We start from the raw sequence: 21,353 nt of genomic DNA, 5'->3' as shown, positions 1-21,353 counted from the left end.
ACCGGGTGCGGGAGACGATCGCCATGACGGCGCCCGGCGCGACCGTGACGGGCGCCGTCATGGCGATCGTCTCCCGCACCCGGTTGGCGCCGAAGATGAACCGGGCGAGCCGACGAAATCCGGCCGAGCGGGCCGCCATCTCGTCGGCCGCGACCGTCACGTCGGCGGCGAGCCGGGCTCCGTAGCGGCGAATCTCCACGGCGTCACCGATCCGCTCCAGCACCTCGAAGCGCGGCTCCTCGGTGCCCGAACGGACGCCGACGACGCCGGCGGCGCCCTGCAGGATGGACGTGACGATCGACATGGCGGGCTCCTTCGCCGTCCTGGCTAGTCGGTCTGGCCAGTCGGTCTGGCCGGTCGTCCCGGGCGGTCGTCCCGGGCGGTCGTTCCGGCCCGTTGGCTCGGACCCGATCTGGGGTGCGGCGGCGCCCCGCGAAAGGGCCGGGGACCGATCGCCGCAACTGTGCGCTGCACAATCACCTCGCACCCGCGGGGTTGGCTACCAGTTTACCATTTGTTAACCATAACGCTTCAAATCGGAGGGCCGTTGTCGCCCGACCCTCGAAACCGCCAGGCTAGTCCGAACCTCGCGATGAAGATCCTGTCCGACGATATCCGCACGCTCCACGCCGAAAGCCGCGCCCTCCTGGCCCAGAGCCAGCACCTGCGGTCACTCTCCGAGCAAGCCCGGCTCGAGGCGGCCGCCCTGCGCGCCCAGAGCCGCGCCGCCCGCGCCGGCGCCCGGGTCCTGCGCGAGCCGCTCGCGTCCGACCTCGCCAGACCGGGCGCCTGATCGGCCCGGCACCCGGACGCCGCCGGCACGGCAACGGTGGCCCCATGCATGAGTGATCCCGCCAGCTTCGTCGTCGTCACCGGCGGCCCCGGCTCCGGCAAGAGCACCCTCATCGACGCCCCGGAGGAGGCCGGCTTCGCCCGCTCGGTCGAGGCCGGCCGCGCCGTCATCCAGGACCAGGTGGCGATCGACGGCCCGGCCCTGCCCTGGCGCGACCCGGACGCCTTCGCCGAGGCGATGCTGTCGCTCGAGATGCGCTCGCACCACGCGGCGCGGGCGCTGCCCGGCCCGGTGATGTTCGACCGCGGCGTGCCCGACGTGATCGGCTATCTGCGGATGTTGGGCCGCACGGTGCCGCCCCACATGGACCGGGCCGCCCGCCACTTCCGTTACGCCCGGCTCGTCTTCGTCGCCCCACCCTGGCCCGCGATCTTCACCCAGGACGCCGAGCGCAAGCAGGATTTCGACGAGGCGGTGCGCACCTTCGAGGCCATGGTCTCGACCTGGCGGGACTACGGCTACGACCTCTGCATGCTGCCGCTCGCGCCGGTCGCCGAGCGGGTGCGGTTCGTGCGCGGCGTCCTCGCGCGGCAGGACCCATTGGCCGGCGGCACCCCGGCGGGCTAAGAACGGGCCCTCTCGCGGCCGACCGTCGGCGCGAGCCCCGTCGACCGCCCGGAGCCGCGATGCCCCACACCGCCAAAACCCTGTCCGGCCGCGCCATCGTGACGATCATCGGCGCGGACCGTGTCGGCATCATCGCCGGCATCTCCGCCGTGATCGCCGAGGCCGGCGTGAACATCCTCGACATCAGCCAGTCGGTGATGCGGGACTTCTTCACCATGATCATGATGGTGGATCTGTCCGCCTCCGACGTTTCCTTCGACGATCTGCGCGAGCGCCTCGCCCGCAAGGGCGCCGCGCTCGCCGTCAAGGTCGAGATCGAGCGCGAGGAGATTTTCAAGGCGATGCACCGGGTCTGAGGAGCCGCCCCTGCGGCACCGTCATTCCGGGGGGCGCCGAAGGCGCGAACCCGGAATCCAACCAGGCCTTCCGAGCATGTCGCTGGATTCCGGGTCCTATGCTCCGCATCGTCCCGGAATGACACCGCGCCGCTCGCATCATCGGGATGAAAGACGAGCCATGAAACATCTCGGCTTCTCGGGTGAGGAAATCCTCGAGACCATCGGCATGGTGCGGCACGAGAAGCTCGACATCCGCACCGTCACAATCGGCATCAGCCTGTTCGACTGCGTCGCCGACGACTGCGCCACGCTGTGCGCCAACATCCACGCCAAGGTGACCCGCGTCGCGCGCGACCTGACCAAGGTCTCGGCCGAGATCGCCCGCGAGTTCGGCATCCCGATCGTCAACAACCGCATCGCCGTGACGCCGGTGTCGCTGATCGCCGGCCGCTGCGGGCCGGACGAGATGATCAGGATCGGCGAGACGCTCGACCGCGCCGCCCACGAGCTCGGCATCGACTTCATCGGCGGCTTTTCTGCTCACGTCGAGAAGGGCATGACCGCGGTCGACAGGGCGCTGATCGCGTCGCTGCCCGACACGCTCGCCGCGACGAGGCGCGTCTGCGCCTCGGTCAATGTCGGCTCGACCCGGGCCGGGCTCAACATGGACGCGATCGGCCTGATGGGCCGCACCGTGAAGGACATCGCGGCGGCGACCGCCGAGGCCGGCTCGATCGGCTGCGCCAAGCTCGTGGTGTTCTGCAACGCCGTCGAGGACAACCCGTTCATGGCCGGCGCCTTCCACGGCGCCAGCGAAAGCGACTGCGTCGTCAATGTCGGCGTCAGCGGCCCCGGCGTCGTGCTGCGCGCCGTCGAGGAGGCGGGCGACGTCGACTTCGGCGCGCTGACCGCGGTGATCCGCGGCACCGCCTTCAAGATCACCCGGGCCGGCGAGCTGGTCGGCCGCGCCGCCGCGGCCCGCCTCGGCATCCCGTTCGGCATCATCGACCTGTCGCTCGCGCCCACCCCGGCGGAGCGCGACAGCGTCGCCCGCATCCTCGAGGCGATCGGGCTCGACCGGGTGGGCACCCACGGCTCCACGGCGGCGCTGGCGTTGTTGAACGACGCCGTGAAGAAGGGCGGCGCGATGGCGTCGAGCTATGTCGGCGGCCTGTCGGGCGCCTTCATCCCGCTCTCCGAGGACGCCGGCATGATCGAGGCGGCCGAGAAAGGCACGCTCACCATCGACAAGCTGGAGGCGATGACCTCGGTGTGCTCGGTCGGCCTCGACATGATCGCGGTGCCGGGCGACACGCCGGCCGCGACGCTGTCCGCCATCATGGCCGACGAGGCGGCGATCGGCATGATCAACCGCAAGACCACGGCGGTCCGCATCATTCCGGTGGTCGGCCGGACGGTCGGCGACACGGTCGACTTCGGCGGCCTGCTCGGCCGCGCCCCGATCATCCCGGTGCATGGCGAGGCCAGCACCCGCTTCGTCGCCCGCGGCGGCCGCATTCCCGCGCCCCTGCAGGCGCTGATCAACTGAGCGGCGGGCGCTTCCCCGCCGCCATATTCAGAGTGGGTCATGGCCGGGCTCGTCCCGGCCATCCACGTCTTTGACCCGACGAGCGCTGCAAGATCGTGGATGGCCGGCACAAGGCCGGCCATGACGACCTCAGTCCTATAGTCCGTCCCCTGTCGTCCGGCTGTCATGTGGGTCCGCTAGATCGGCGTTCGTGAACGATCGCGCTGATCGTTCGGCCTACTCGAACACCGGGCGGACGCCATCATCATGCTGCGGCTCGACCACGCGACCGTGACCTATGCGAACGGCCTCACCGCCCTGCATCCGACCTCGCTCGCCTTCCGGCCGGGCGAGTTCACGGTGCTGCTCGGCGCTTCGGGGGCCGGCAAGTCGACGCTGCTGCGTTGCCTCAACGGCCTGGTGACGCCGACCGCCGGCGACGTGATCGCCGACGGCCTCGGCTCGATCGTTTCCGACCGGCGGGCGCGACGCCGCCACCGCCGCCGCACCGGCATGGTGTTCCAGCAGCATCACCTGATCGGCCGCTTGAGCGCCCTCGACAACGTGCTCACCGGCCGGCTCGCCGCGCACGGTTTCTTCCGCTCGCTGTTTCCGCTGCCGCGCGCCGACCGGCGGCTGGCGCTCGCCGCGCTCGACCGCGTCGGCATCCTCGACCGGGCGCTGGAGCGCGCCGACCGGCTCTCCGGCGGCCAGCAGCAGCGCGTCGGCATCGCCCGCGCGATGGCGCAGGAGCCCACCCTCGTGCTCGCCGACGAGCCGGTGGCGAGCCTCGATCCCGGCAGCGCCGAGCGGGTGCTGGGCGATCTCCACCGGATCTGCCGCGAGGACGGCATCACGGCGATCGTCAGCCTGCATCAGGTCGCGCTGGCGCGCCGCTTCGCCGACCGGGTGATCGCGCTGTCGCACGGCCGCGTCGTCCACGACGGCCGGCCGGAGCAGCTCGGGGCCCGCCTGCTCGACGTCATCTACGACACGCCGCCCGCGGACACGCCTCCCGTGCCGCTGGTCGCCGCCGCCGAATGACGGGCGCGCCACACCCGCCTCACCGCCATCCCCGCAGAAGGACTCTTCCGATGGACCGCCGGACCTTTCTCTCCGCCACGCTGCTCGGCGCCACGACGCTCGCCGCCGCCCCGCTCGTGACCCGCGCGCTCGCCCAGGCCGCCGATCCGGCGAAGCTGCGCGTCGCGCTGCTGCCGGACGAGAACGCCTCGACCATCATCCAGAACGCCCAGCCCCTGAAGCTCTATCTGGAGGGCCGGCTGAAGAAGGACGTCGAGCTGGTCGTCACCACCGACTATTCCTCGATGATCGAGGCGATGCGGTTCGGCCGCATCGAGATCGCCTATTTCGGCCCGCTCTCCTACGTGCTCGCCAAGCAGCGCGCCCCCGGCATCGAGCCCTTCGCGGTCGGCGTCGCCAAGGGCTCGCCGACCTACAAGGGCGTGATCGTCGTCCAGGCCGACGGGCCGGTGAAGTCGATCGCCGACATCCGCGGCAAGATGGTCGGCTTCGGCGACGCCGCCTCGACCTCGAGCCATCTGATCCCGCGCGCGCTGCTCGCCCGCAACGGCCTCGTCGGCGAGCGCGACTACAAGTTCGTCCATCTCGGCGCCCACGATGCCGTCGCCCGCTCGGTGCAGGCCGGCCAGGTGCAGGCCGGCGGGCTGAGCCAGGAGATCTTCGCCGCGCTCGTCGCCCGCGGCACCATCGACGGCGCCAAGGTCAAGGTGCTGGCCGAGAGCGACCCGATCCCCAACTATCCGATGGTGATGCAGGGCACGCTGACGCCGACCCTCAAGGACGCGATCCGCGCTTCGTTCCTGGAGATGAAGGACGTCGCGATCCTCAAGACGTTCCGGGCCGAGGGCTTCGCGGCCACCGACGACCGCGCCTACGACATCCTGCGCGAGACCGCCCAGGTGCTCAATCTCGACCTCTCGAAGGTGAAGGGATGAGCCTCGCCTACGACGCCATCCTGGCACAGGACGGGGCGGCGCGGCTGCGGCGCGCCGGCCTCGCGGTCGCGGTCGCCGCCGTCGTGATCACGGCGATGGCGCTGACCGGCCTCCTGGACCCGGCCCGCTTCGCCGACGCGTGGCCGGCCGTCGTCCAGCTCTCGCGCGAGATGTTCCCGCCCGACTTCAGCCGCTTCCCCGGCTGGCTGCGGCCGCTCGCCGACACGCTCGCCATGTCGATCGCCGGCACCGCGATCGCGGTCGGCCTGTCGCTGCCGCTGGCGCTGCTCGCCGCCGGCAACACCACGCCGAACCGCGCCGTCTATCACGTCGCCCGGCTGATGCTGAATCTGCTGCGCTCGATCCCCGAGCTGATCATGGGGATCATCCTGGTCGCGATGGTCGGCTTCGGCGCGCTGCCGGGCGTGCTGGCCCTCGGCCTCCACTCGGTCGGCATGGTCGGCAAGTTCTTCGCCGAGAGCATCGAGCATGTCGATCCGAAGCCCGTCGAGGCGGCCCGCGCCACCGGCGCCACGACCCCACAGGTGGTCTGGCACGCCGTCGTCGCCCAGGTGATGCCGCAGCTCGCCGACGTCACGATCTACCGCTGGGAGTACAATTTCCGCGCCTCCACGGTGCTCGGCGCGGTCGGCGCCGGCGGCATCGGCTTCGAGCTGATCGCGGCGCTGCGCGTGCTCGACTACGCCCAGGTGTCCGCGATCCTGATCTGCATGCTGGCCTGCGTCACCCTGGTCGACGCGCTCGGCGCCGCACTGCGCCGCGTGCTGAAGTGATCAGTTTTCCGGAGTTCTTACCCTCTCCCGAGGGGAGAGGGTCGACGCGCTCTTGCGCGTCGGGGTGAGGGGTTAGAGCGTCAGTTGGTGAGCACGGCACCCCCTCACCCGGATCTCGCGCTGTTGCGCGAGATCCGACCTCTCCCCGCCGGGGAGAGGTGAAAGCCGCGCCTTTGGTGAGGCCCCGGGGCCGATCACCCGAGACCTTATGAGAAACGAGAGCAGAATGTCCCGTCCGCGTGTCGTGATCACCAACCGGCCGTTCCCCGAGACGGTCGCGCTGCTCGCCCCGCATGCCGTCCTCGACGTCAACGATGCGCCGGAGCCGTGGACGCCGGACGCGGTGCGCGCGCGCTGCCGTGACGCGACCGGCCTCCTCGCCTTCATGACCGACCGGATCGATGAGGCGTTCCTCGACGCCTGCCCGTCGCTGCGCGTCGTCGGCGCGGCTCTCAAGGGCTACGACAACATCGACGTCGAGGCCGCCGCGGCGCGCGGCGTCACCGTGACCATCGTGCCGGATCTGCTCACCGTGCCGACCGCCGAGCTCGCCATCGGCCTGATCCTGGCGCTCGGCCGCCACATCGTGACGGGCGACCGCGACATCCGCCGCGACGGCTTTTCCGGCTGGCGCCCGCGCCTCTACGGCACCGGCCTCGCCGGCGCGACGGTCGGGATTCTCGGCTTCGGCAAGGTCGGGCAGGCGATCGCGGCCCGGCTCGTGGCGTTCGACTGCCGCCTGCTCGCGCACGACGCCGCCGTCGCGGCGATCGCGCCGCCGCTCGACGCGGCCGTGCGGCTCGCCGACCGCGACACGCTGCTCCGCGACGCCGACATCGTCGTGCTGGCGCTGCCGCTCACCCGCGACACCCAGCACGTGATCGACGCGGCGGCGCTGACCCGGATGAGGCCCGGCGCCCTCCTGGTCAATCCGGCGCGCGGCTCGCTGGTCGACGAGGCGGCGGTCGCCGCGGCGCTCGACGCCGGCCGGCTCGGCGGCTACGCGGCCGACGTGTTCGAGTGCGAGGACTGGGCCCGCCCCGATCGCCCCGCCGCGATCGCTCCGCGCCTGCTCGCCGCCGACGCGGCCACCGTGCTGACCCCGCATATCGGCTCGGCCGTGACGGATCTGCGCCGCGCCATCGAGCGCTCCGCCGCGCAGAGCATCCTCGACGTGCTGCAGGGCCGCGCGCCCGTGCACGCCGTGACGCCGCCCGGTCCGACGCCGGCCGTGACGACACGCCCCGAAGCCGTGCCATGCTGAACCTCGTCCATGTCCGCTCGTTCCTGGCCGTGATCGAGCAGGGCGGCGTGCGCGCCGCCGCCCGCGGCCTCGCGCTGTCGCCGTCGACCGTGCTGGCGCATCTCGATCTGCTGGAGGAGGACCTCGCCGCGCCGCTGGTCGATCGCGCCCGCGGCCGCGTCGGCCCGACGACGCAGGGACTCGCCTTCCTGCCGCTCGCCCGCGCCCTGATCACGACGGCCGAGGAGGCGCGCCGGCTGGTGCGCACCGCGCCCCTGCGCATCGCCGCCGCCAGCAATGTCGGCGTCTATCTGCTCAACGTGATGCTGGCCGAGTTCCAGCGGGCCGAGAGCGCCCGGCCGGCCGAGGTCGCGCCCGCTGTCGACCTGTGGATCGGCCCCAACCCGGACGTGGCCGAGCGTCTGGTGCGCGGTCGCGCCGACGTGGCGCTGATGGAATGGTGGGACGACCGGCCGGGCTTTCGGGCGGAGACCTGGCGGCGCGAGCCGCTGGTCGTGATCGTGCCGCCGTCGCATCCGTGGGCGCGCCGTGCCGACGTGACGGTCGCCGATCTCGCCGACGTGCGGCTGCTCGGCGGCGAGCCCGGCACCGGCACCGGCACGCTGCTGCGCGCCGCGCTCGGCGCCGCCGCCGACCGCCTCGCGACAACCGGCGGCTTCGGCAGCACCGAGGCGGTGAAGCGTGCCGTGCGGGCCGGGCTCGGCGTGTCGATCGTGCTCGCCTCGGCGGTCGCCGACGAGGTCGCGGCCGGCCATCTCGTCGCCCTGCCGGTCGCCGACGCGACGCTGGTGAAGGCGCTCCGCCTCGTCGTGCCGGAGGCGCTGCCGCCCACCGCCGCCGCGGCCCGCTTCGCCGCGCACGCGATCCGCGGGGCCACGATCGGCGCCGCACACCGCGCGCCCGCCTGACGCGCCGCCGGCCGCTCCGGCGGATGTGGCGCGATCATCCATCGGTGGCGCGAAGACGGGCTCGACTCTTCACCGACCCTTAAGCAGAATGATCGAGCATTCTCGATCCTGGACCGGATGTCGGCGCCCTGCCGGTGTCCGGCCTGGAGAGCGTGGCCTGCGGGTCCGTGGGTGACAGTCGCCCTGACTGTGCCGGGGCGCACCTGTCGCGAGCCCAGGGAGGCGCGGGAAGTCGGTCGAAGGCGGTTCTAGAACGCCTTCGACGGGCCGATCCACCGCCGACGAGACGTCTCTCGTTGCGGGGGCTGTCGTCACTCCTTCCCGGAGCGTTGCGGCGGGACCCGGATCCAATCGCGAGATTGGCGTCCGGGTCATCGTGTGCGCGGGTCGAATGCAGACTGTCGTCTGCAGACACTCGCGATCGCACACCGTCGCCTCACGACGACGGCCCCCGATCGCGACGGCACCGGTCTGCACCCGCCGATCGGCCACCGGTTCCGCCGGCATCTTCACACCGGGATGGTCGAGCGCGACAATTGATTGATGTTCAGGCCGAAGCTTCAAATCCTTGCCGCACCTCAGCGGACCCTCTGGGCCGAGCTCGCCGCGACGCCGAACAGCTTCACGCTGTACGGCGGAACAGCGATCGCACTCCGGCTGGGACATCGCGAATCGGTGGATTTCGATTTCTTCTCGCGCCGTCCGTTCCAGCCGTCCAATCTGCTCGACGGAATCTCGTATCTCGCCGGCGGGTCCGTTGTGCAATCAGCGGCCAACACCCTGACGGTCCGGGTGGACCGGTCCGGCCCCGTGATGCTGTCGTATTTCGGAGGACTGCGGCTGGGCCAGGTGGAGGCGGACGAATCCGTCGACGGACCGATGATTCCCGTCGCGTCGCTCGTCGATCTGGCTGGCATGAAGGTGGCCGTGGTGACCCAGCGGGCCGAGCTGAAGGATTATCTGGACATCCATGCCCTGCTCACGGGCGGCGGACTTTCGCTCGCGACGATGCTCTCGGCGGCCGGCATCATCTATGGTGAAGCCTTCAGCCCGCTCCTCGCCGTGAAGGCGATCAGCTATCATGACGATCCGGCCTTGGCCGCCCTGCCCGGGGCGATCCGGCGTGACCTGACGGCGTCGGTCCGTCGGGTCGATCTCCAGCGGTTGCCGACCTTGAGCGCCGTCAGGTTCAGAGAGCCGCCGCCGTGAAACCGCTTCCTCACACGCCAGACCTCCTCGCCGTGGCGCCGCGGGTGATCTGGTTCGAGCCGCCCGAGACGGCGCTGGCCGATCCGGTGCGCTTCCTCGCCTATGTGATGACATACGGCACCGCCGAGGACGTCGCGATCGTGCGGCGCCATGTCGGCGACGAGGGGTTTCGCGAAGCCATCGCGAAGGCGCCGCCCGGGATCCTGGACGCGCGCTCCTGGGCCTACTGGAACGTGATGGCCGGCAACGATCCGCCGCCGCCGATGCCGCGCCGGCACATCCCGGGCTGAGGACGATGCGGCCGCCGCCTCACCGCCCCGGCAGCACCAGGAATTTCGGCTTGGCCGGCAGCGTCGTCTTCGACAGCACGACCGTCGGCGTCTCGGCGAGCTCGATCTCGTAGTCGGCCTTCACGCGTTCGAGAAAGCGGTCGAGCGTGTAGCGGCTGAAGTAGTGCATCGGGATCATCAGCGGCGCCTTCAGCGCCTGCAGGACCTCGACCATGCCGTCGAGGTCGAGCGTGTAGCTGCCGTCGACCGGCACCAGCACGACGTCGACGCGGCCGATCTCCGACACCTGCTGGGGCGTCAGCGTGTGGTGCAGGTGGCCGAGATGGGCGATGCACAGCGTGCCGACCTCGATGACGAAGATCGAGTTGCCGTGCCGCGCCGTGCCGCCCGCCCAGTCGCGGATGTTGGTGGCGATGCTGCGGACATGGACGTCCTGATAGGAGACGTCGTGGCCGGCCGGCTTGCCGTCGTCGCGCCAGCCGTGCAGCACGTGGCGGATGCCGGGGTCGGGCGACAGCGTGTAGTGGGTCGAGTGCGCCCGGTTCATGGTGGCGATGTCGGGCACGACCGTCGGCTTGACGTAGTCGTTGTAGTCGGTCGCGACCCGCACCTGCCGCGGGCTCTCGATCAGGAAGGTCGAGTGGCCGATATAGGTGACGCGCGCCTGGTCGGGCGCCAGCGCCGCCGGCAGGAACGCCGCCGGGACGATCCGCGGCGAGGTGCGCGACACCAGCCCCGGGCAGGTGTCGAGCCGCTCCGGCGCCGCCGGCGCGGCGGGCGCGGCCGGCTGGGCGAGGGCCGGCCGCATCGCGGCGAGCGGCAGACCGAGGCCGAGGATCAGAAGAGGGACGAGGGCGGCGAAACGGGCGAGCGACCGGACCGGGGTCGCACGCCGGGCGGGGGTGGCGGGCATGCGGGCTCCTTCACGTCTTCGCCCAAGCATAACCCGTGCCCGGGGCCGGTCGGGAAGCCCCCCTGACCACAACGTGATGCGAGACACCAACGCCGTCGTGCTCGCCGTCATTCCGGGGCGCGGCGAAGCCGCGAACCCGGATTGACGACCGAATTGATCAGGCGGCTGCCAGGCCAGAACGGAAAACGGGCGGGCGCTTCGCGGCGGCCCGCCCGTCCGAAACAGTCGGAAACGATTTTATCCGCTCAGCGGGCGACGATGATGCCGCGCGAGGTGACCACCAGCCAGCGGCCGTCCTGCTTGCGGATGCTCTCGATCCGGCCGAGGCCCGGCAGCGTGTCGCCGGTCTCCACCTCGACGAGGCCGTAGCGGCCCTCGATGAGCGCGATGCCGCGGCGCACGTCGCGCACCACCCAGCCGCTGACGACCGGGGGCGCCGGCGGGCGCGGGTCGCCGAGCGAGGCTGTGGTCATGTCGGCGGAGGCGACCGCCACGGGCGCCGGCGGGGCAGCGGCATGGATCTGGGTCGGCTGCCCGGCGGGCGGCTGCTGGGCGGAGGCCTGCGCCTGCAGGGTCGAGGGCGGCGCGCCGGGGCCCTGAGTGGCCGCTGCGGCCTGGCTGCTGCGCTTCTCCAGCCGGTCGATCGCCTCGCCGAGCTTGGCGAGCTTCTGGGCCGGCTCGGCCTGGGCCTTCTCGGTCCGCTCCATCCGGTCGGCGAGCTTGGCGGTCTGGGTCTGCAGCGTCTTGGTCGCGCTCTCCAGGCTGGTGCGCAGCCCGGCGACGTCACGCTGCAGGTCGGCGACGGTCGCGCGCAGCGCGCTGTCGTCGGGCGGGGTGACGCGCACGATCGGGGCCGCCGGCTCGTGGCCGAAGCTGGTCGCCGCGAAGGTGCCGGCGAGCGCCCCGAAGGAGGTCGCCACAGCGATCACGGCCGCCACCTTCATGTAGGGCGGCACCTGGAAGGCGAACGAGAACCGCCGGCGCGGCGGCTCGTCGATGTCGATGGTGTCGGAGCCGTGCCAGCCGTCGTGCTCGACCGACGGCGCCGCCTTCACGGGCGTGTCGCCCCGGTGGCCGCGCTGCGGCTGCGGGCCGTCGATGACGACGGCGCCGTGGCGGCCGTCGATGCCGTCGCGGCCCCCGCCCGACCCGGCCGCCGTCGCCGGCTCCGGTCGCGGCAGGCGCGGACGCCCCGCCGGCGGCTGCGATGCCGATGCGCCGCCCGCCCCGGCCGAACGGCCCGGACCGGGCTCGTGGCCCGGAAACGCCTCGTGGGCCGGATCGATGGATGTCGGATCGATGGCACTCGGATCGACGGCGCCGGTGCCGCCCTGTGCTCCGAGATCGTGCGCTCCGAGATCGTGCGCTCCGAAAGCTCGCGCCCCGAACTGTCGGCGGCCGAAGCCGCCCTCCCCCGTGTCGTGCTCGCCCATGGCAAGGGGCTCCAGAGTGTCGCGCCGCTCGGCTCGAGCGAAGTCGGCTCAACCGATCGTTAACGATGCGCGCTTACCAAATCGTTACGGTTCCTCTCATCGCAGGCGGCTTTGGCCGAATAGCGGCTCCTCCGTGGCACACTGTGGCGCCCCGACGGCACGCTGCGGAATGCTGAAAAATCTCTTAAAAGTTCAGAGCTTTCACACCAACAGCCCGTTGTCGCGGGCGAGCTCGGCGAGCGACGTCTCGGGGCGGGCGCCGAGATGCTGGATGATCTCGGCGGCGGCGAGCGCACCGAGCCGGGCCGCCTCCGCGTTCGAGCGGCCGCGGGCGAGCCCGACCAGGAAGCCGGCCGCGAACAGGTCGCCGGCGCCCGTGGTGTCGACGACGCGCTGCACCGGGAACGCGTGCACGGCCGTCGTCTCCTCGCGCGACACGACGAGGCAGCCCTTCTCGCTGCGCGTCACGGCGGCGAGCTTGGCGTCCTGCCGGAGCTGGGCGAGCGCCGCGTCCATGTCGGCGGTCTGATAGAGGCTGTGCAGCTCCGCCTCGTTGGCGAAGACGAGGTCGACCGTGCCGGAGCGCATCAGATGCAGGAACTCGTCGCGCCAGCGGTCGACGCAGAAGGCGTCCGACAACGTCAACGCCACGGTGCGGCCGGCCGCGTGGGCGATCTCGGCCGCCTTCAGGAAGGCGTTCTTGGCGTTCTCCGGATCCCACAGATAGCCTTCGAGATAGGTGATCGCCGCGCCCGCCACCGTGTCGGTGTCGATGTCGAAGGGATGCAGGTCCTGGGCGGCGCCGAGATACGTGTTCATGGTGCGCTCGCCGTCCGGCGTCACCATGATGAAGCAGCGCGCCGTCGCCGGGCCGCCCTCGGCAGGCTGCGTGTCGAACGCCACCTTGGCGGCCCGGATGTCGTGGGCGAAGACGCCGCCGAGCCCGTCGTTCTTCACCTTGCCGGCGAAGGCCGCGCGTGCCCCGAAGCTCGCCGTGCCGACGATCGTGTTGGCGGCCGAGCCGCCGGAGATCTCGACCGCCGGCCCCATGGCGGCATAGACGGCCTCGGCGCGCGCCTCGTCGATCAGCGCCATGCCGCCCTTGCGCATCCCGTGCGCCACCAGGAAGTCGTCCTCGGCGCGGGCGATGACGTCGACGATGGCATTGCCTAAACCGAGCACGTCGTAGCGGAGAGCGGTCATCCGAGATCTCGCGATGGGCGGGCCGCCGCCGGCGCGCGCCGCGCTTGCCGGGGCGCCTGCGACCCTGCATAGGTCATGAAAAGCGCGCGCGCCCGGTCGGGTGCGTCGCGAGGCGGCGGCGCACTATAGCGACGGGCCGCCCCGTTTCAACGCCGGCACGGTCCGCGCCGCGCCCGTCCTTAACGGTCTCCGGAGACCGGACCGCATGCACAGCCCCGACCGCGCGACGACCGACGGCTCCGGCGGCGCGATGACCGACGGCGCCGGCGGCGTCGCCGAGAAGGTCGGGACGGTGGGAGCCGCGACGCTCGGCTCGCGCCTGCTCGCCTTTTTGCGCGACGCCGGCATCGCCGCGCTGCTCGGCGCAAGCCCCATGGCGGACGCCTACTTCGCCGCCCTGCAGGTGCCGAACCTGTTCCGCCGCCTGCTCGCCGAAGGGGCGCTGAACGGCGCCTTCGTGCCGCTGTGGCTGCGGCTGCGCGACACGCAGGGGCGCGACGCGGTCCGGGCCTTCGGCGAGGGCGCGCTCGGGCTCACCGCCGTGGTGCTGGGTCTCGCGACGCTCGTGCTGATCGTCGCCGCGCCGCTCGTCGTCCACGTCATCGCGCCGGGCTTTTCCGCCGACGGCGAACGCTTCGCGCTGGCCGCGCAGCTGGTGCGTCTCTCGGCCCCCTATGTGGTGATCGCCGGCTGCGTCGCCGTGCTCGGCGCCATCCTCAACGCCGAGGGCCGGGTCGGGGCGGTCGCGTTCGGGCCGATCGCGTTCAACGGCGTGCTGATCGCGGCGGTCGCCTCCCTCCTGGTCGGCGGGCCGGCCGTGACGGCCCATGCGGGATCCGTGCTGGCGGTCGCGATCGTCGTCGCCGGGCTCGCCCAGACGCTGCTGATCGGCGGTGCGGCGCTGCGCCTGCCGGTGCGGCCGCGGCGGCTGCGGCTGTCGGGCGGCCCCGAGCTGCGCCGCCTCCTCGTCCTCGCCGGCCCCGGGCTGCTGGCCGGCGGCATCCCGCAGATCACCCTGATGGCCGGCGCCATGATCGCCTCGCCGTCGCCGGCCGCGGTGTCGTGGCTCTACTACGCCGATCGGCTCTACGAGTTTCCGCTCGGCGTCGTCTCGGTGGCGATCGCCGCCGTGATGGGACCCGTGATCGCCGGCACGGTACGGTCCGGCACGGCGGAGGAGATCGCCGCCGCGCAAGGGCGCGCGATGGCGCTGGCGCTGGGCCTCGCTTTGCCCTGCGCGGCCGGCTTCGTGCTCCTGGCCGCGCCGATCGCTCGCGCCCTGTTCGAGCGCGGCGCCTTCTCGCCCCACGACACGACCATGGTGGCGTCGGCGCTGGCGGCGCTCGCCTTCGGGCTGCCGGGTCACGTCGCGGAAAAGGTCTTGGGCGCCATCTCGTTCGCCCGCGAGGACACCCACACGCCGATGACGACGGCGCTCGCCGGCCTCGCGGCGTCGAGCGCCGGGGCGCTGGCCCTGTTCCCGGCCTACGGCCATGTCGGGGTCGCCGCCGCCATCGCGGCCGGCGGCTATGTGGCCCCGGCGCTGCTCGCCGTGGTGCTGGCCCGGCGCGGCTGGCTGCGCTTCGATCGCGCCGCGGCGACCCGCATTCCGCGCATCGCGCTGGCGACCCTCGTGATGGCCGCCGCCGTCGCCGCCGCCCGCGCCGCCATCGAGGCGCCGGGCATCCCGACCGGCACGCTCGGCCGCTTCGCCGTGCTGCTCGTGCTGCTGGCCGTCGGCACCGCCGCCTATGTGGCCCTGCTCGGGCTGTTCCGCGTCGTCCGCCCGGCCGAGATCGCCGCCGCGCTGCGGCGTCGCCCACGCGCGTCGTCCTGAACCGTCGACTGGTCACCTCGGTCATTCCGGGGCGGCGCTGCGCGCCGAACCCGGAATCCAGCCGAGAATGCCGAGTAAGACGCTGGATTCCGGGTTCGCGGCTTTGCCGCGCCCCGGAATGACGGCGGACCGGGCCGCCCGGGCGCATATATCCGCCCGGCCCCTTGCGCCCCCTGGCCTCGCGTGGCAAACCGCCGCCGCGATCTGGAGGACTGGTGATGGCGTTCAAGGACCTCGTGTTTTCCGGCGTTCAGCCGACCGGAAACCTGCATCTCGGCAACTATCTCGGCGCCATCGTCAACTTCGTGAAGCTGCAGTCGCGCTGCGAGTGCATCTATTGCGTGGTCGACCTGCACGCCATCACGGTGTGGCAGGAGCCGGCCGAGCTGAGGAAGTCGATCCGCGAGGTCGCGGCCGCCTTCATCGCCGCCGGCATCGACCCCAAGGCGCACATCGTCTTCAACCAGAGCCAGGTGCCGGAGCACGCCGAGCTCGCCTGGGTGTTCAACTGCGTCGCCCGCCTCGGCTGGATGAACCGGATGACGCAGTTCAAGGAGAAGGCCGGCAAGGACCGCGAGAACGCCTCGCTCGGCCTCTATGCCTATCCGAGCCTGATGGCCGCCGACATCCTGGTATACCGCGCGACCCACGTGCCGATCGGCGAGGACCAGAAGCAGCATCTCGAGCTGACCCGCGACATCGCCCAGAAGTTCAACAACGACTTCAAGACCGACATCGAGGCGGCGGGCTTCGCCGACGGGCTGTTCTTCCCGATGGCCGAGCCGCTGATCACCGGCCCGGCGACGCGCGTGATGAGCCTGCGCGACGGCACCAAGAAGATGTCGAAATCCGACCCCTCGGACTACTCGCGCATCAACCTCGCCGACGACGCCGACACGATCGCCCAGAAGATCAAGAAGGCGAAGACCGATCCCGAGCCGCTGCCGAGCGAGGAGAAGGGTCTCGAAGGCCGCCCCGAGGCCGACAATCTGGTCGGCATCTACGCGGCGCTCGCCGGCACCACGCCGGCCGCGGTGCTGTCCGAGTACGGCGGCGGCCAGTTCTCGACCTTCAAGGGCGCGCTGATCGACCTCGCGGTGGCGAAGCTCGGCCCGATCGGCGCCGAGATGAAGCGGCTGACCAGCGACGCGAGCTATATCGACGGCATCCTCGCCGACGGCAGCGCCCGCGCCCGCGTGCTCGCCTCGGAGACGATGCGGCACGTCAAGGAGATCGTGGGGTTCGTGGGGAAGTAGGAGGGCGCCGGTCGCTCCGGGGCGCGGACCATCAGGTCCGCGAGCCCGGAACCCATTCGCCCGGTGCCGGTGGCTCACGCGAGACAGGGGGTATGGGTCCCGGGCTCGCGCCTGATCGGCGCGCCCCGGGACGACGGGATCCGAGCGCACCCGCCACCCACCTTGCCCGGCCGGGTCCCGCCGTGGCAGATTCGGCCGTCGAAAGAGGCGGCGCCGGGTGGCCGCCCGGGACATGCCATGAGCCGGAAGCGCCGCAGCTACGAGGCCGGGCACAAGCCCAAGTTTCTCGTGGTCATCGACGAGACGCCGGAATGCGACCGCGCCGTCTATTTCGCCGCCCGGCGGGCCGCTCGCACCGGCGCCGGCATGGTGATGCTGCGCGTCATCGAGATCGGCGACCGGGCGCCGCAATGGCTCGGCGTCGCCGACATCATGCGGGCCGAGCAGCGCGAGGAGGCCGAGGCGATGCTGGCCCGCTTCGCGGCGCGCGCCAACGGCATCTCGGGCATCACGCCGGACCGGGTGATCCGCGAGGGCGACCCGGCGACCGAGATCACCCGGCTGATCGACACCGACGAAGACATCGCCGTGCTGGTGCTGGCCGCCGGCGACGACAACGAAGGCCCCGGCCCGCTGGTCAGCGGCCTCACCAAGTCGGCCGGCTCGTTCCCGATCCCGATGGCGATCGTGCCCGGGCACCTCGGCGACGACGAGCTGGACGCCATGACCTGAGCCCCTCGGGCCGCCCGACGGCCCTCCGGGGCGACGACGCAGCGCGGCGGCCGCCCGGTTGACGCCCGTCCCGCGAAGGGACATCTCTTGGGAACCGAGCCCGCTCTCGCGGGCCGAAACCCGCTCTTGCGGACGAAACCCGCTCTTGCGGACGAAACCCGCTCTTGCGGACCACGCCCACCCGCCGCGGCCTTGAACCGCGGCCCGGAGAGCCGCGATGTTCATTCAGACCGAATCGACTCCCAATCCCGCCACCCTGAAGTTCCTGCCCGGCCGCACCGTGCTCGACTACGGCACGCTGGAGTTCCGCAGCAAGGCCGACGCCGACGCCTCGCCGCTGGCGCAGCGCCTGTTCGACGTGCCGGGCGTCGCCGCCGTGTTCTTCGGCTCCGACTTCATCGCCGTCACCAAGACCGACGCCGACTGGCAGCACATCAAGCCGGGCGTCCTGGGCGTGATCATGGAGCATTTCATGACCGACCAGCCCGTGATGCTCGGCCGCGCCGGCGGCCAGGTGGACGACGAGTTCTACGACGAGAAGGACGCCGAGACGGTCGAGCTGATCAAGGACCTGATCGAGACGCGGGTGCGCCCGGCGGTCGCCAACGACGGCGGCGACATCGTGTTCCGCGGCTTCGAGAACGGCATCGTCTATCTCGCCATGAAGGGCGCCTGCTCGGGCTGCCCGTCCTCCACGGCGACGCTGCGCCACGGCATCCAGAACCTGCTGCGCCACTTCGTCCCGGAGGTCGAGGAGGTCCGCCCGGTGTGAGCCGGCCGCTTTTCGCGCGCAAGTTTCCAAAGCGGGCCCGTCGGGCCCGCTTTTGTTTTAAAGCAGCGCGGTGAACTCCTCCACGCTCAGTCCGGCTTGTCGGATGATAGCGCGCATCGTTCCGGGCTTGAGGTCTCGTCCGGCATGGACCGGCACCGTCACGGTCCGGGTCGGATCGTTCGGCATGATCAGGACGTGATGGCTGCCGACGACCCGGTCGACGACGAAGCCGCCGCGGACCAGAGCCTTCACGACCCGCTGTCCGGTCACGACAGGCAGCCGGCCGGGGGTCATGTCATGCCGCCACGGTCACCCGCCTGATCTTCGGATCGGCGTCGTCGGGTATCGTCAGGCCGTTGTCCCGGCGATAGGCCAGGATCGCGCGGATCGCCTCCTCGGCGTTGGCGAGCGCTTCCGCCTCGGTGTCACCCTCGGTGACCACCTCGGGCAGGGCCGGAACCGACACCGTGAACCCGCCGTCCGGTTGTGGCTCGAGCACGACGGAGAAGCTGAACTCGGTCACGGGGCGCCTCCTGGGATGTGGACCGTATGGTAGCCCGGTTCCGCGGACCGAAAAAGTCGGCCGGGTCAGGCGACCCGAACGCCCCGTCCCAGTCCGGTCCGTCGCCTTCCCGACACCGGATTCGCTTGCGCGATCCGGGCCGGGACGGCACCCTGCCGCGACAATCGTCCGAAGCGTCCTGCAAGGACCAGTCCCGTCAAGACTCCCGCCGGAGCGTTCCATCGTGCGTGTGCTCGCCATCGATACCGCCCTCGCGGCCTGCTCCGTGGCGGTCTTCGACCTCGGTCGCGGCGGCGTGCTGGCGCACGAATCACACCTGATGGAACGCGGCCACGCCGAGGCGCTGATGCCGATGGTGGCGCGGGTGATGAGCGAGTCGGACCTCGAATTCACCGACCTCGACCGCATCGTCGTCACGCTCGGGCCGGGCAGCTTCACGGGCCTGCGGGTCGGCGTCGCGGCGGCCCGCGGCATCGCGCTCGCCGCCGGCAAGCCGGTCGTCGGGCTCACCACGCTCGCCTGCTTCGCCGCCCCGCACATCGCGAGCGACGACCGCACGCCGCTGCTCGCCGCCATCGATGCCCGCCACGAGCAGGTCTACATGCAGCTCGTCGGCGAGGGCGGCCGCGCCGTCATCGCGCCGCGCGTCGCCAGCATCCGCGAGGCCGCCCGTATCGCCACCGCCGCGCCGACCCGCCTGGTCGGCTCGGCCGCCGCGCTCGTCCACGCCGCCTGGATGAGCGGGGCGCGGCCGCCGCTGTGCGTGGACACCACGCCGGCCCCCGACATCGACTGGGTGGCACGGCTCGGCGCCGTCGCGGCCGAGACGCTCGCCTCGCCCAAGCCCCTGTACCTGCGGCCGCCCGACGCCAAGCCGCAGGACGCCGCCCGGGTGGCGCGGCGATGATCGAGCTGGTGCGCCGCTGGTGGAAGGGCGCCGAGGCCCGCCTCGGCACCGCCGAGCCGGAGGACGCGGCGGCGCTCGCCGCTTTGCACGCCGTGTCGTTCCGCCGCGGCTGGAGTGAGGAGGAGTTCGAGCGGCTGCTCGCCGAGCGCAACGTGGTCGCCGACATGGCCGAGATGGCCGGCGAGGTCGCCGGCTTCGTGATCACCCGGCGGGCTGCCGAGGAGGCCGAGATCCTCTCGGTCGCGGTCGCCCCGGCGCGGCGCAATCGCGGCGTCGCCGGCCGCCTCCTCGCCGTCCATCTCGGCCGGCTCGCCGCCGGCGGCGTCGAGAAGGTGTTCCTGGAGGTGGACAGGGACAACGTCCCGGCCCGCCGCCTCTACGATTCGGCCGGCTTCCGCGAGGTCGGCCAGCGCCCGGGCTACTACGACCGGGCGGGCGGCCCGCCCGCCGTCGCCCTGGTGCTCCGCCGCGACCTGATGTGATCCCCGACGTGATCCCGGCGCCGCGCGCCGCCCGGACGGCCCGACGGGCGTGGACATGCGCCGTCCGGACCTTGACGCCGCTCAATGGACGGTGCATCCGGCCCCCCCTATGATCCCGCCGCCCGGCAGGATCGGACGGTCTTCGGGACCGAACGGCGGACAGGATCGAACGGCGGAGCTTCGGGTGAGCGAGCAGGTCACGACCAACATCGAGGCGCAGTGCGTCGCCAAGGGCATGCGGATGACCGAGCAGCGGCGTGTGATCGCCCGCGTGCTGGCCCGCTCCGACGACCACCCGGACGTCGAGGAGCTCTACCGTCGCTGCGCGCTCGTCGATCCGCACATCTCGATCTCGACCGTCTATCGCACCGTCAAGCTGTTCGAGGATGCCGGCATCATCGAGCGCCACGATTTTCGCGAGGGGCGCGCCCGCTACGAGACGATCCGCGAGAGCCACCACGATCATCTGGTCAACCTGCGCACCGGCGAGGTGATCGAGTTCCAGTCCGAGGAGATCGAGCAGCTCCAACGCGAGGTGGCACGGCGACTCGGCTACCGGCTGATCGACCACCGGCTCGAGCTCTACGCGGTGCCGCTGGACGACAAGGCCTCCTGATGCTCCGCCTCGCGGTCACCGGCGCCGGGTTCGCGCTCGCGACCGCGGCCCTGCTGCCGTTCCAGTGGGTGTCGGTGCGCTTCGCCTGGCCGCTGCGCCGGCTGATCCCGACCCTGTTCCACCGCATCGTCTGCGCGCTGTTCGGCGTGAAGGTGCGGCAGGTCGGCCGGCCGGTGTCGGACCGGCCGCTGCTGATCGTCTCCAATCACGTCTCCTGGCTGGACATCTCGGTGATCACGTCGCGCCTGCCGGTGGTGTTCGTCGCCAAGTCCGAGATCGCCTCCTGGCCGCTGTTCGGCCTGTTCGCCAAGCTGCAGCGCTCCGTCTTCGTCGACCGCGCCCGTCGCCAGAAGACCCGCGCCGTCAACGCCGAGATCGCCGAGCGGCTGGCCGGCGGCGACCCCGTGGTGCTGTTCGGCGAGGGCACGTCGAGCGACGGCAACCGGGTGCTGCCGTTCCGCTCCGCCCTGATCGGCGCCGCCGGCGACGCCCTTGCCGAGGGGGGCGCCGTGACCATCCAGCCGCTGTCGATCGCCTATACGGGATTCCAGGGCCTGCCGATGGGCCGCCAGCACCGGCCGGTGGCGGCCTGGTACGGCGCCGCCGACCTCGTGCCGCACCTCCTCCATATCGGCCGCCACGGCGGCATCGACGTGACGCTGACCTGGGGCGAGCCGGTCCGCCTCGACGCCGGCACGGCCGACCGCAAGGCGGTGACCCGCCGCCTGGAGGCCAGCGTCCGCCGCCTCACCGCCGAGGCGCTTCGGGGGCGCGTCGTGGGACGGCGGTGAGCTGAAGGCAACCTCCTGCACGGAAACGAATTTCTGCTCCGCGCTCGACGACTCGCGGCCCCCGCCATTCCATTTCCGGGTAAAACCCGCTAGACCGGGGCCGAAGCAGACGAGTATCGCGGGCCCGCGGCCGGCGCGGTGATGGTTGCGTTAGCTCC

The 21,353-nt window shown here is 71.9% G+C and carries 25 protein-coding genes; 19 read left to right on the top strand and 6 right to left on the bottom strand.

The features are described from left to right. Positions 1-304: SOUL family heme-binding protein (locus tag CCR97_RS23800; RefSeq protein ID WP_201159934.1), on the bottom strand; the 304-nt coding region annotated here is incomplete at its 3' end. 288 nt (positions 305-592) lie between these two features. Here CCR97_RS23800 and CCR97_RS23795 point away from each other — a divergent pair. From CCR97_RS23795 to CCR97_RS23745, 11 genes are all read left to right on the top strand, one after another. After that, entirely contained in the window at positions 593-793 is a 201-nt protein-coding gene (locus CCR97_RS23795; protein ID WP_201159933.1) for a hypothetical protein, read from the top strand. Between the two features lie 48 nt (positions 794-841). Then, positions 842-1,420, top strand: a complete 579-nt coding sequence (locus tag CCR97_RS23790) for an AAA family ATPase (RefSeq protein WP_111359521.1) — start codon at positions 842-844, stop codon at positions 1,418-1,420. A gap of 59 nt (positions 1,421-1,479) precedes the next feature. Further along, positions 1,480-1,776, top strand: coding sequence for an ACT domain-containing protein (locus CCR97_RS23785; protein ID WP_111359520.1), 297 nt, complete (start codon positions 1,480-1,482; stop codon positions 1,774-1,776). A gap of 160 nt (positions 1,777-1,936) precedes the next feature. Next, the gene (locus tag CCR97_RS23780) at positions 1,937-3,307 is read left to right on the top strand and encodes a PFL family protein (protein ID WP_111359519.1); all 1,371 of its coding nucleotides are present in this window, start codon (positions 1,937-1,939) and stop codon (positions 3,305-3,307) included. A gap of 246 nt (positions 3,308-3,553) precedes the next feature. Next, positions 3,554-4,330: a phosphonate ABC transporter ATP-binding protein gene (phnC, locus tag CCR97_RS23775; RefSeq protein ID WP_111359518.1), complete on the top strand. Its 777-nt coding sequence runs from the start codon at positions 3,554-3,556 to the stop codon at positions 4,328-4,330. A gap of 50 nt (positions 4,331-4,380) precedes the next feature. Continuing rightward, positions 4,381-5,265, top strand: coding sequence for a phosphate/phosphite/phosphonate ABC transporter substrate-binding protein (gene phnD, locus CCR97_RS23770; RefSeq protein ID WP_111359517.1), 885 nt, complete (start codon positions 4,381-4,383; stop codon positions 5,263-5,265). Beyond that, positions 5,262-6,059 (top strand): phosphonate ABC transporter, permease protein PhnE, encoded by a 798-nt coding sequence (gene phnE / locus CCR97_RS23765; RefSeq protein WP_111359516.1) that lies wholly within the window; start codon positions 5,262-5,264, stop codon positions 6,057-6,059. Before phnD ends, phnE begins: the two co-directional genes overlap by 4 nt. A gap of 226 nt (positions 6,060-6,285) precedes the next feature. Then, positions 6,286-7,323, top strand: coding sequence for an NAD(P)-dependent oxidoreductase (locus CCR97_RS23760; protein WP_111360600.1), 1,038 nt, complete (start codon positions 6,286-6,288; stop codon positions 7,321-7,323). Next, positions 7,317-8,231 (top strand): LysR family transcriptional regulator, encoded by a 915-nt coding sequence (locus CCR97_RS23755; RefSeq protein WP_201159932.1) that lies wholly within the window; start codon positions 7,317-7,319, stop codon positions 8,229-8,231. The genes CCR97_RS23760 and CCR97_RS23755 overlap by 7 nt, the downstream gene beginning before the upstream one ends. Before the next feature lie 543 nt (positions 8,232-8,774). Beyond that, positions 8,775-9,440 carry a nucleotidyl transferase AbiEii/AbiGii toxin family protein gene (locus CCR97_RS23750; protein ID WP_111360394.1) on the top strand — a complete coding sequence of 222 codons (666 nt, stop codon included), beginning with the start codon at positions 8,775-8,777 and terminating at the stop codon, positions 9,438-9,440. After that, a complete protein-coding gene (locus CCR97_RS23745) occupies positions 9,437-9,730 on the top strand; it encodes a hypothetical protein (protein WP_111360393.1) in 294 nt (97 codons plus the stop codon). Before CCR97_RS23750 ends, CCR97_RS23745 begins: the two co-directional genes overlap by 4 nt. A gap of 19 nt (positions 9,731-9,749) precedes the next feature. Here CCR97_RS23745 and CCR97_RS23740 read toward each other — a convergent pair whose 3' ends face one another. From CCR97_RS23740 to CCR97_RS23730, 3 genes are all read right to left on the bottom strand, one after another. Continuing rightward, positions 9,750-10,643 (bottom strand): MBL fold metallo-hydrolase, encoded by an 894-nt coding sequence (locus tag CCR97_RS23740; RefSeq protein WP_201159931.1) that lies wholly within the window; start codon positions 10,641-10,643, stop codon positions 9,750-9,752. Positions 10,644-10,888: 245 nt separating this feature from the next. Continuing rightward, positions 10,889-12,076 (bottom strand): coiled-coil domain-containing protein, encoded by a 1,188-nt coding sequence (locus tag CCR97_RS23735; RefSeq protein WP_111359736.1) that lies wholly within the window; start codon positions 12,074-12,076, stop codon positions 10,889-10,891. Between the two features lie 201 nt (positions 12,077-12,277). Beyond that, the gene (locus CCR97_RS23730) at positions 12,278-13,279 is read right to left on the bottom strand and encodes an adenosine kinase (protein ID WP_111359737.1); all 1,002 of its coding nucleotides are present in this window, start codon (positions 13,277-13,279) and stop codon (positions 12,278-12,280) included. A gap of 205 nt (positions 13,280-13,484) precedes the next feature. Here CCR97_RS23730 and murJ point away from each other — a divergent pair, with 205 nt between their 5' ends. The 4 genes from murJ (at position 13,485) to CCR97_RS23710 (ending at position 17,876) form a co-directional block, all read left to right on the top strand. Then, complete coding sequence (gene murJ / locus CCR97_RS23725) at positions 13,485-15,116, top strand: murein biosynthesis integral membrane protein MurJ (RefSeq protein ID WP_111359738.1); 1,632 nt, start codon at positions 13,485-13,487, stop codon at positions 15,114-15,116. Positions 15,117-15,334: 218 nt separating this feature from the next. After that, on the top strand, positions 15,335-16,372 hold the full coding sequence (gene trpS / locus CCR97_RS23720) for a tryptophan--tRNA ligase (RefSeq protein ID WP_111360715.1): 1,038 nt from the start codon (positions 15,335-15,337) through the stop codon (positions 16,370-16,372). Between the two features lie 237 nt (positions 16,373-16,609). Then, positions 16,610-17,104: a universal stress protein gene (locus tag CCR97_RS23715; protein ID WP_111360366.1), complete on the top strand. Its 495-nt coding sequence runs from the start codon at positions 16,610-16,612 to the stop codon at positions 17,102-17,104. A 217-nt stretch (positions 17,105-17,321) separates the two neighbouring features. Beyond that, on the top strand, positions 17,322-17,876 hold the full coding sequence (locus tag CCR97_RS23710) for a NifU family protein (protein WP_111360367.1): 555 nt from the start codon (positions 17,322-17,324) through the stop codon (positions 17,874-17,876). A 57-nt stretch (positions 17,877-17,933) separates the two neighbouring features. Here the strand turns inward: CCR97_RS23710 and CCR97_RS23705 are convergent, their stop codons facing one another. Both CCR97_RS23705 and CCR97_RS31885 read right to left on the bottom strand, forming a co-directional pair. Continuing rightward, positions 17,934-18,128, bottom strand: coding sequence for a type II toxin-antitoxin system HicA family toxin (locus tag CCR97_RS23705; RefSeq protein ID WP_245429251.1), 195 nt, complete (start codon positions 18,126-18,128; stop codon positions 17,934-17,936). 43 nt (positions 18,129-18,171) lie between these two features. Further along, positions 18,172-18,399, bottom strand: a complete 228-nt coding sequence (locus tag CCR97_RS31885) for a type II toxin-antitoxin system HicB family antitoxin (protein WP_111360371.1) — start codon at positions 18,397-18,399, stop codon at positions 18,172-18,174. A gap of 223 nt (positions 18,400-18,622) precedes the next feature. On the opposite strand from CCR97_RS31885, the gene tsaB reads away from it, so the two are divergent. The 4 genes from tsaB to olsA all read left to right on the top strand — a co-directional run bounded on the left by tsaB (position 18,623) and on the right by olsA (position 21,195). Then, entirely contained in the window at positions 18,623-19,306 is a 684-nt protein-coding gene (gene tsaB / locus CCR97_RS23695) for a tRNA (adenosine(37)-N6)-threonylcarbamoyltransferase complex dimerization subunit type 1 TsaB (RefSeq protein ID WP_201159930.1), read from the top strand. Next, positions 19,303-19,788, top strand: coding sequence for a GNAT family N-acetyltransferase (locus CCR97_RS23690; RefSeq protein WP_201159929.1), 486 nt, complete (start codon positions 19,303-19,305; stop codon positions 19,786-19,788). Before tsaB ends, CCR97_RS23690 begins: the two co-directional genes overlap by 4 nt. A gap of 235 nt (positions 19,789-20,023) precedes the next feature. Then, on the top strand, positions 20,024-20,404 hold the full coding sequence (locus tag CCR97_RS23685) for a Fur family transcriptional regulator (protein ID WP_244670637.1): 381 nt from the start codon (positions 20,024-20,026) through the stop codon (positions 20,402-20,404). After that, positions 20,404-21,195: a lyso-ornithine lipid O-acyltransferase gene (olsA, locus tag CCR97_RS23680; RefSeq protein WP_111359562.1), complete on the top strand. Its 792-nt coding sequence runs from the start codon at positions 20,404-20,406 to the stop codon at positions 21,193-21,195. Before CCR97_RS23685 ends, olsA begins: the two co-directional genes overlap by 1 nt. Positions 21,196-21,353: the final 158 nt, after the last annotated feature.

This window comes from Rhodoplanes elegans (genome assembly GCF_016653355.1).
Lineage (GTDB): Bacteria > Pseudomonadota > Alphaproteobacteria > Rhizobiales > Xanthobacteraceae > Rhodoplanes > Rhodoplanes elegans.
This window is presented reverse-complemented; position numbering and strand designations above follow the sequence as displayed.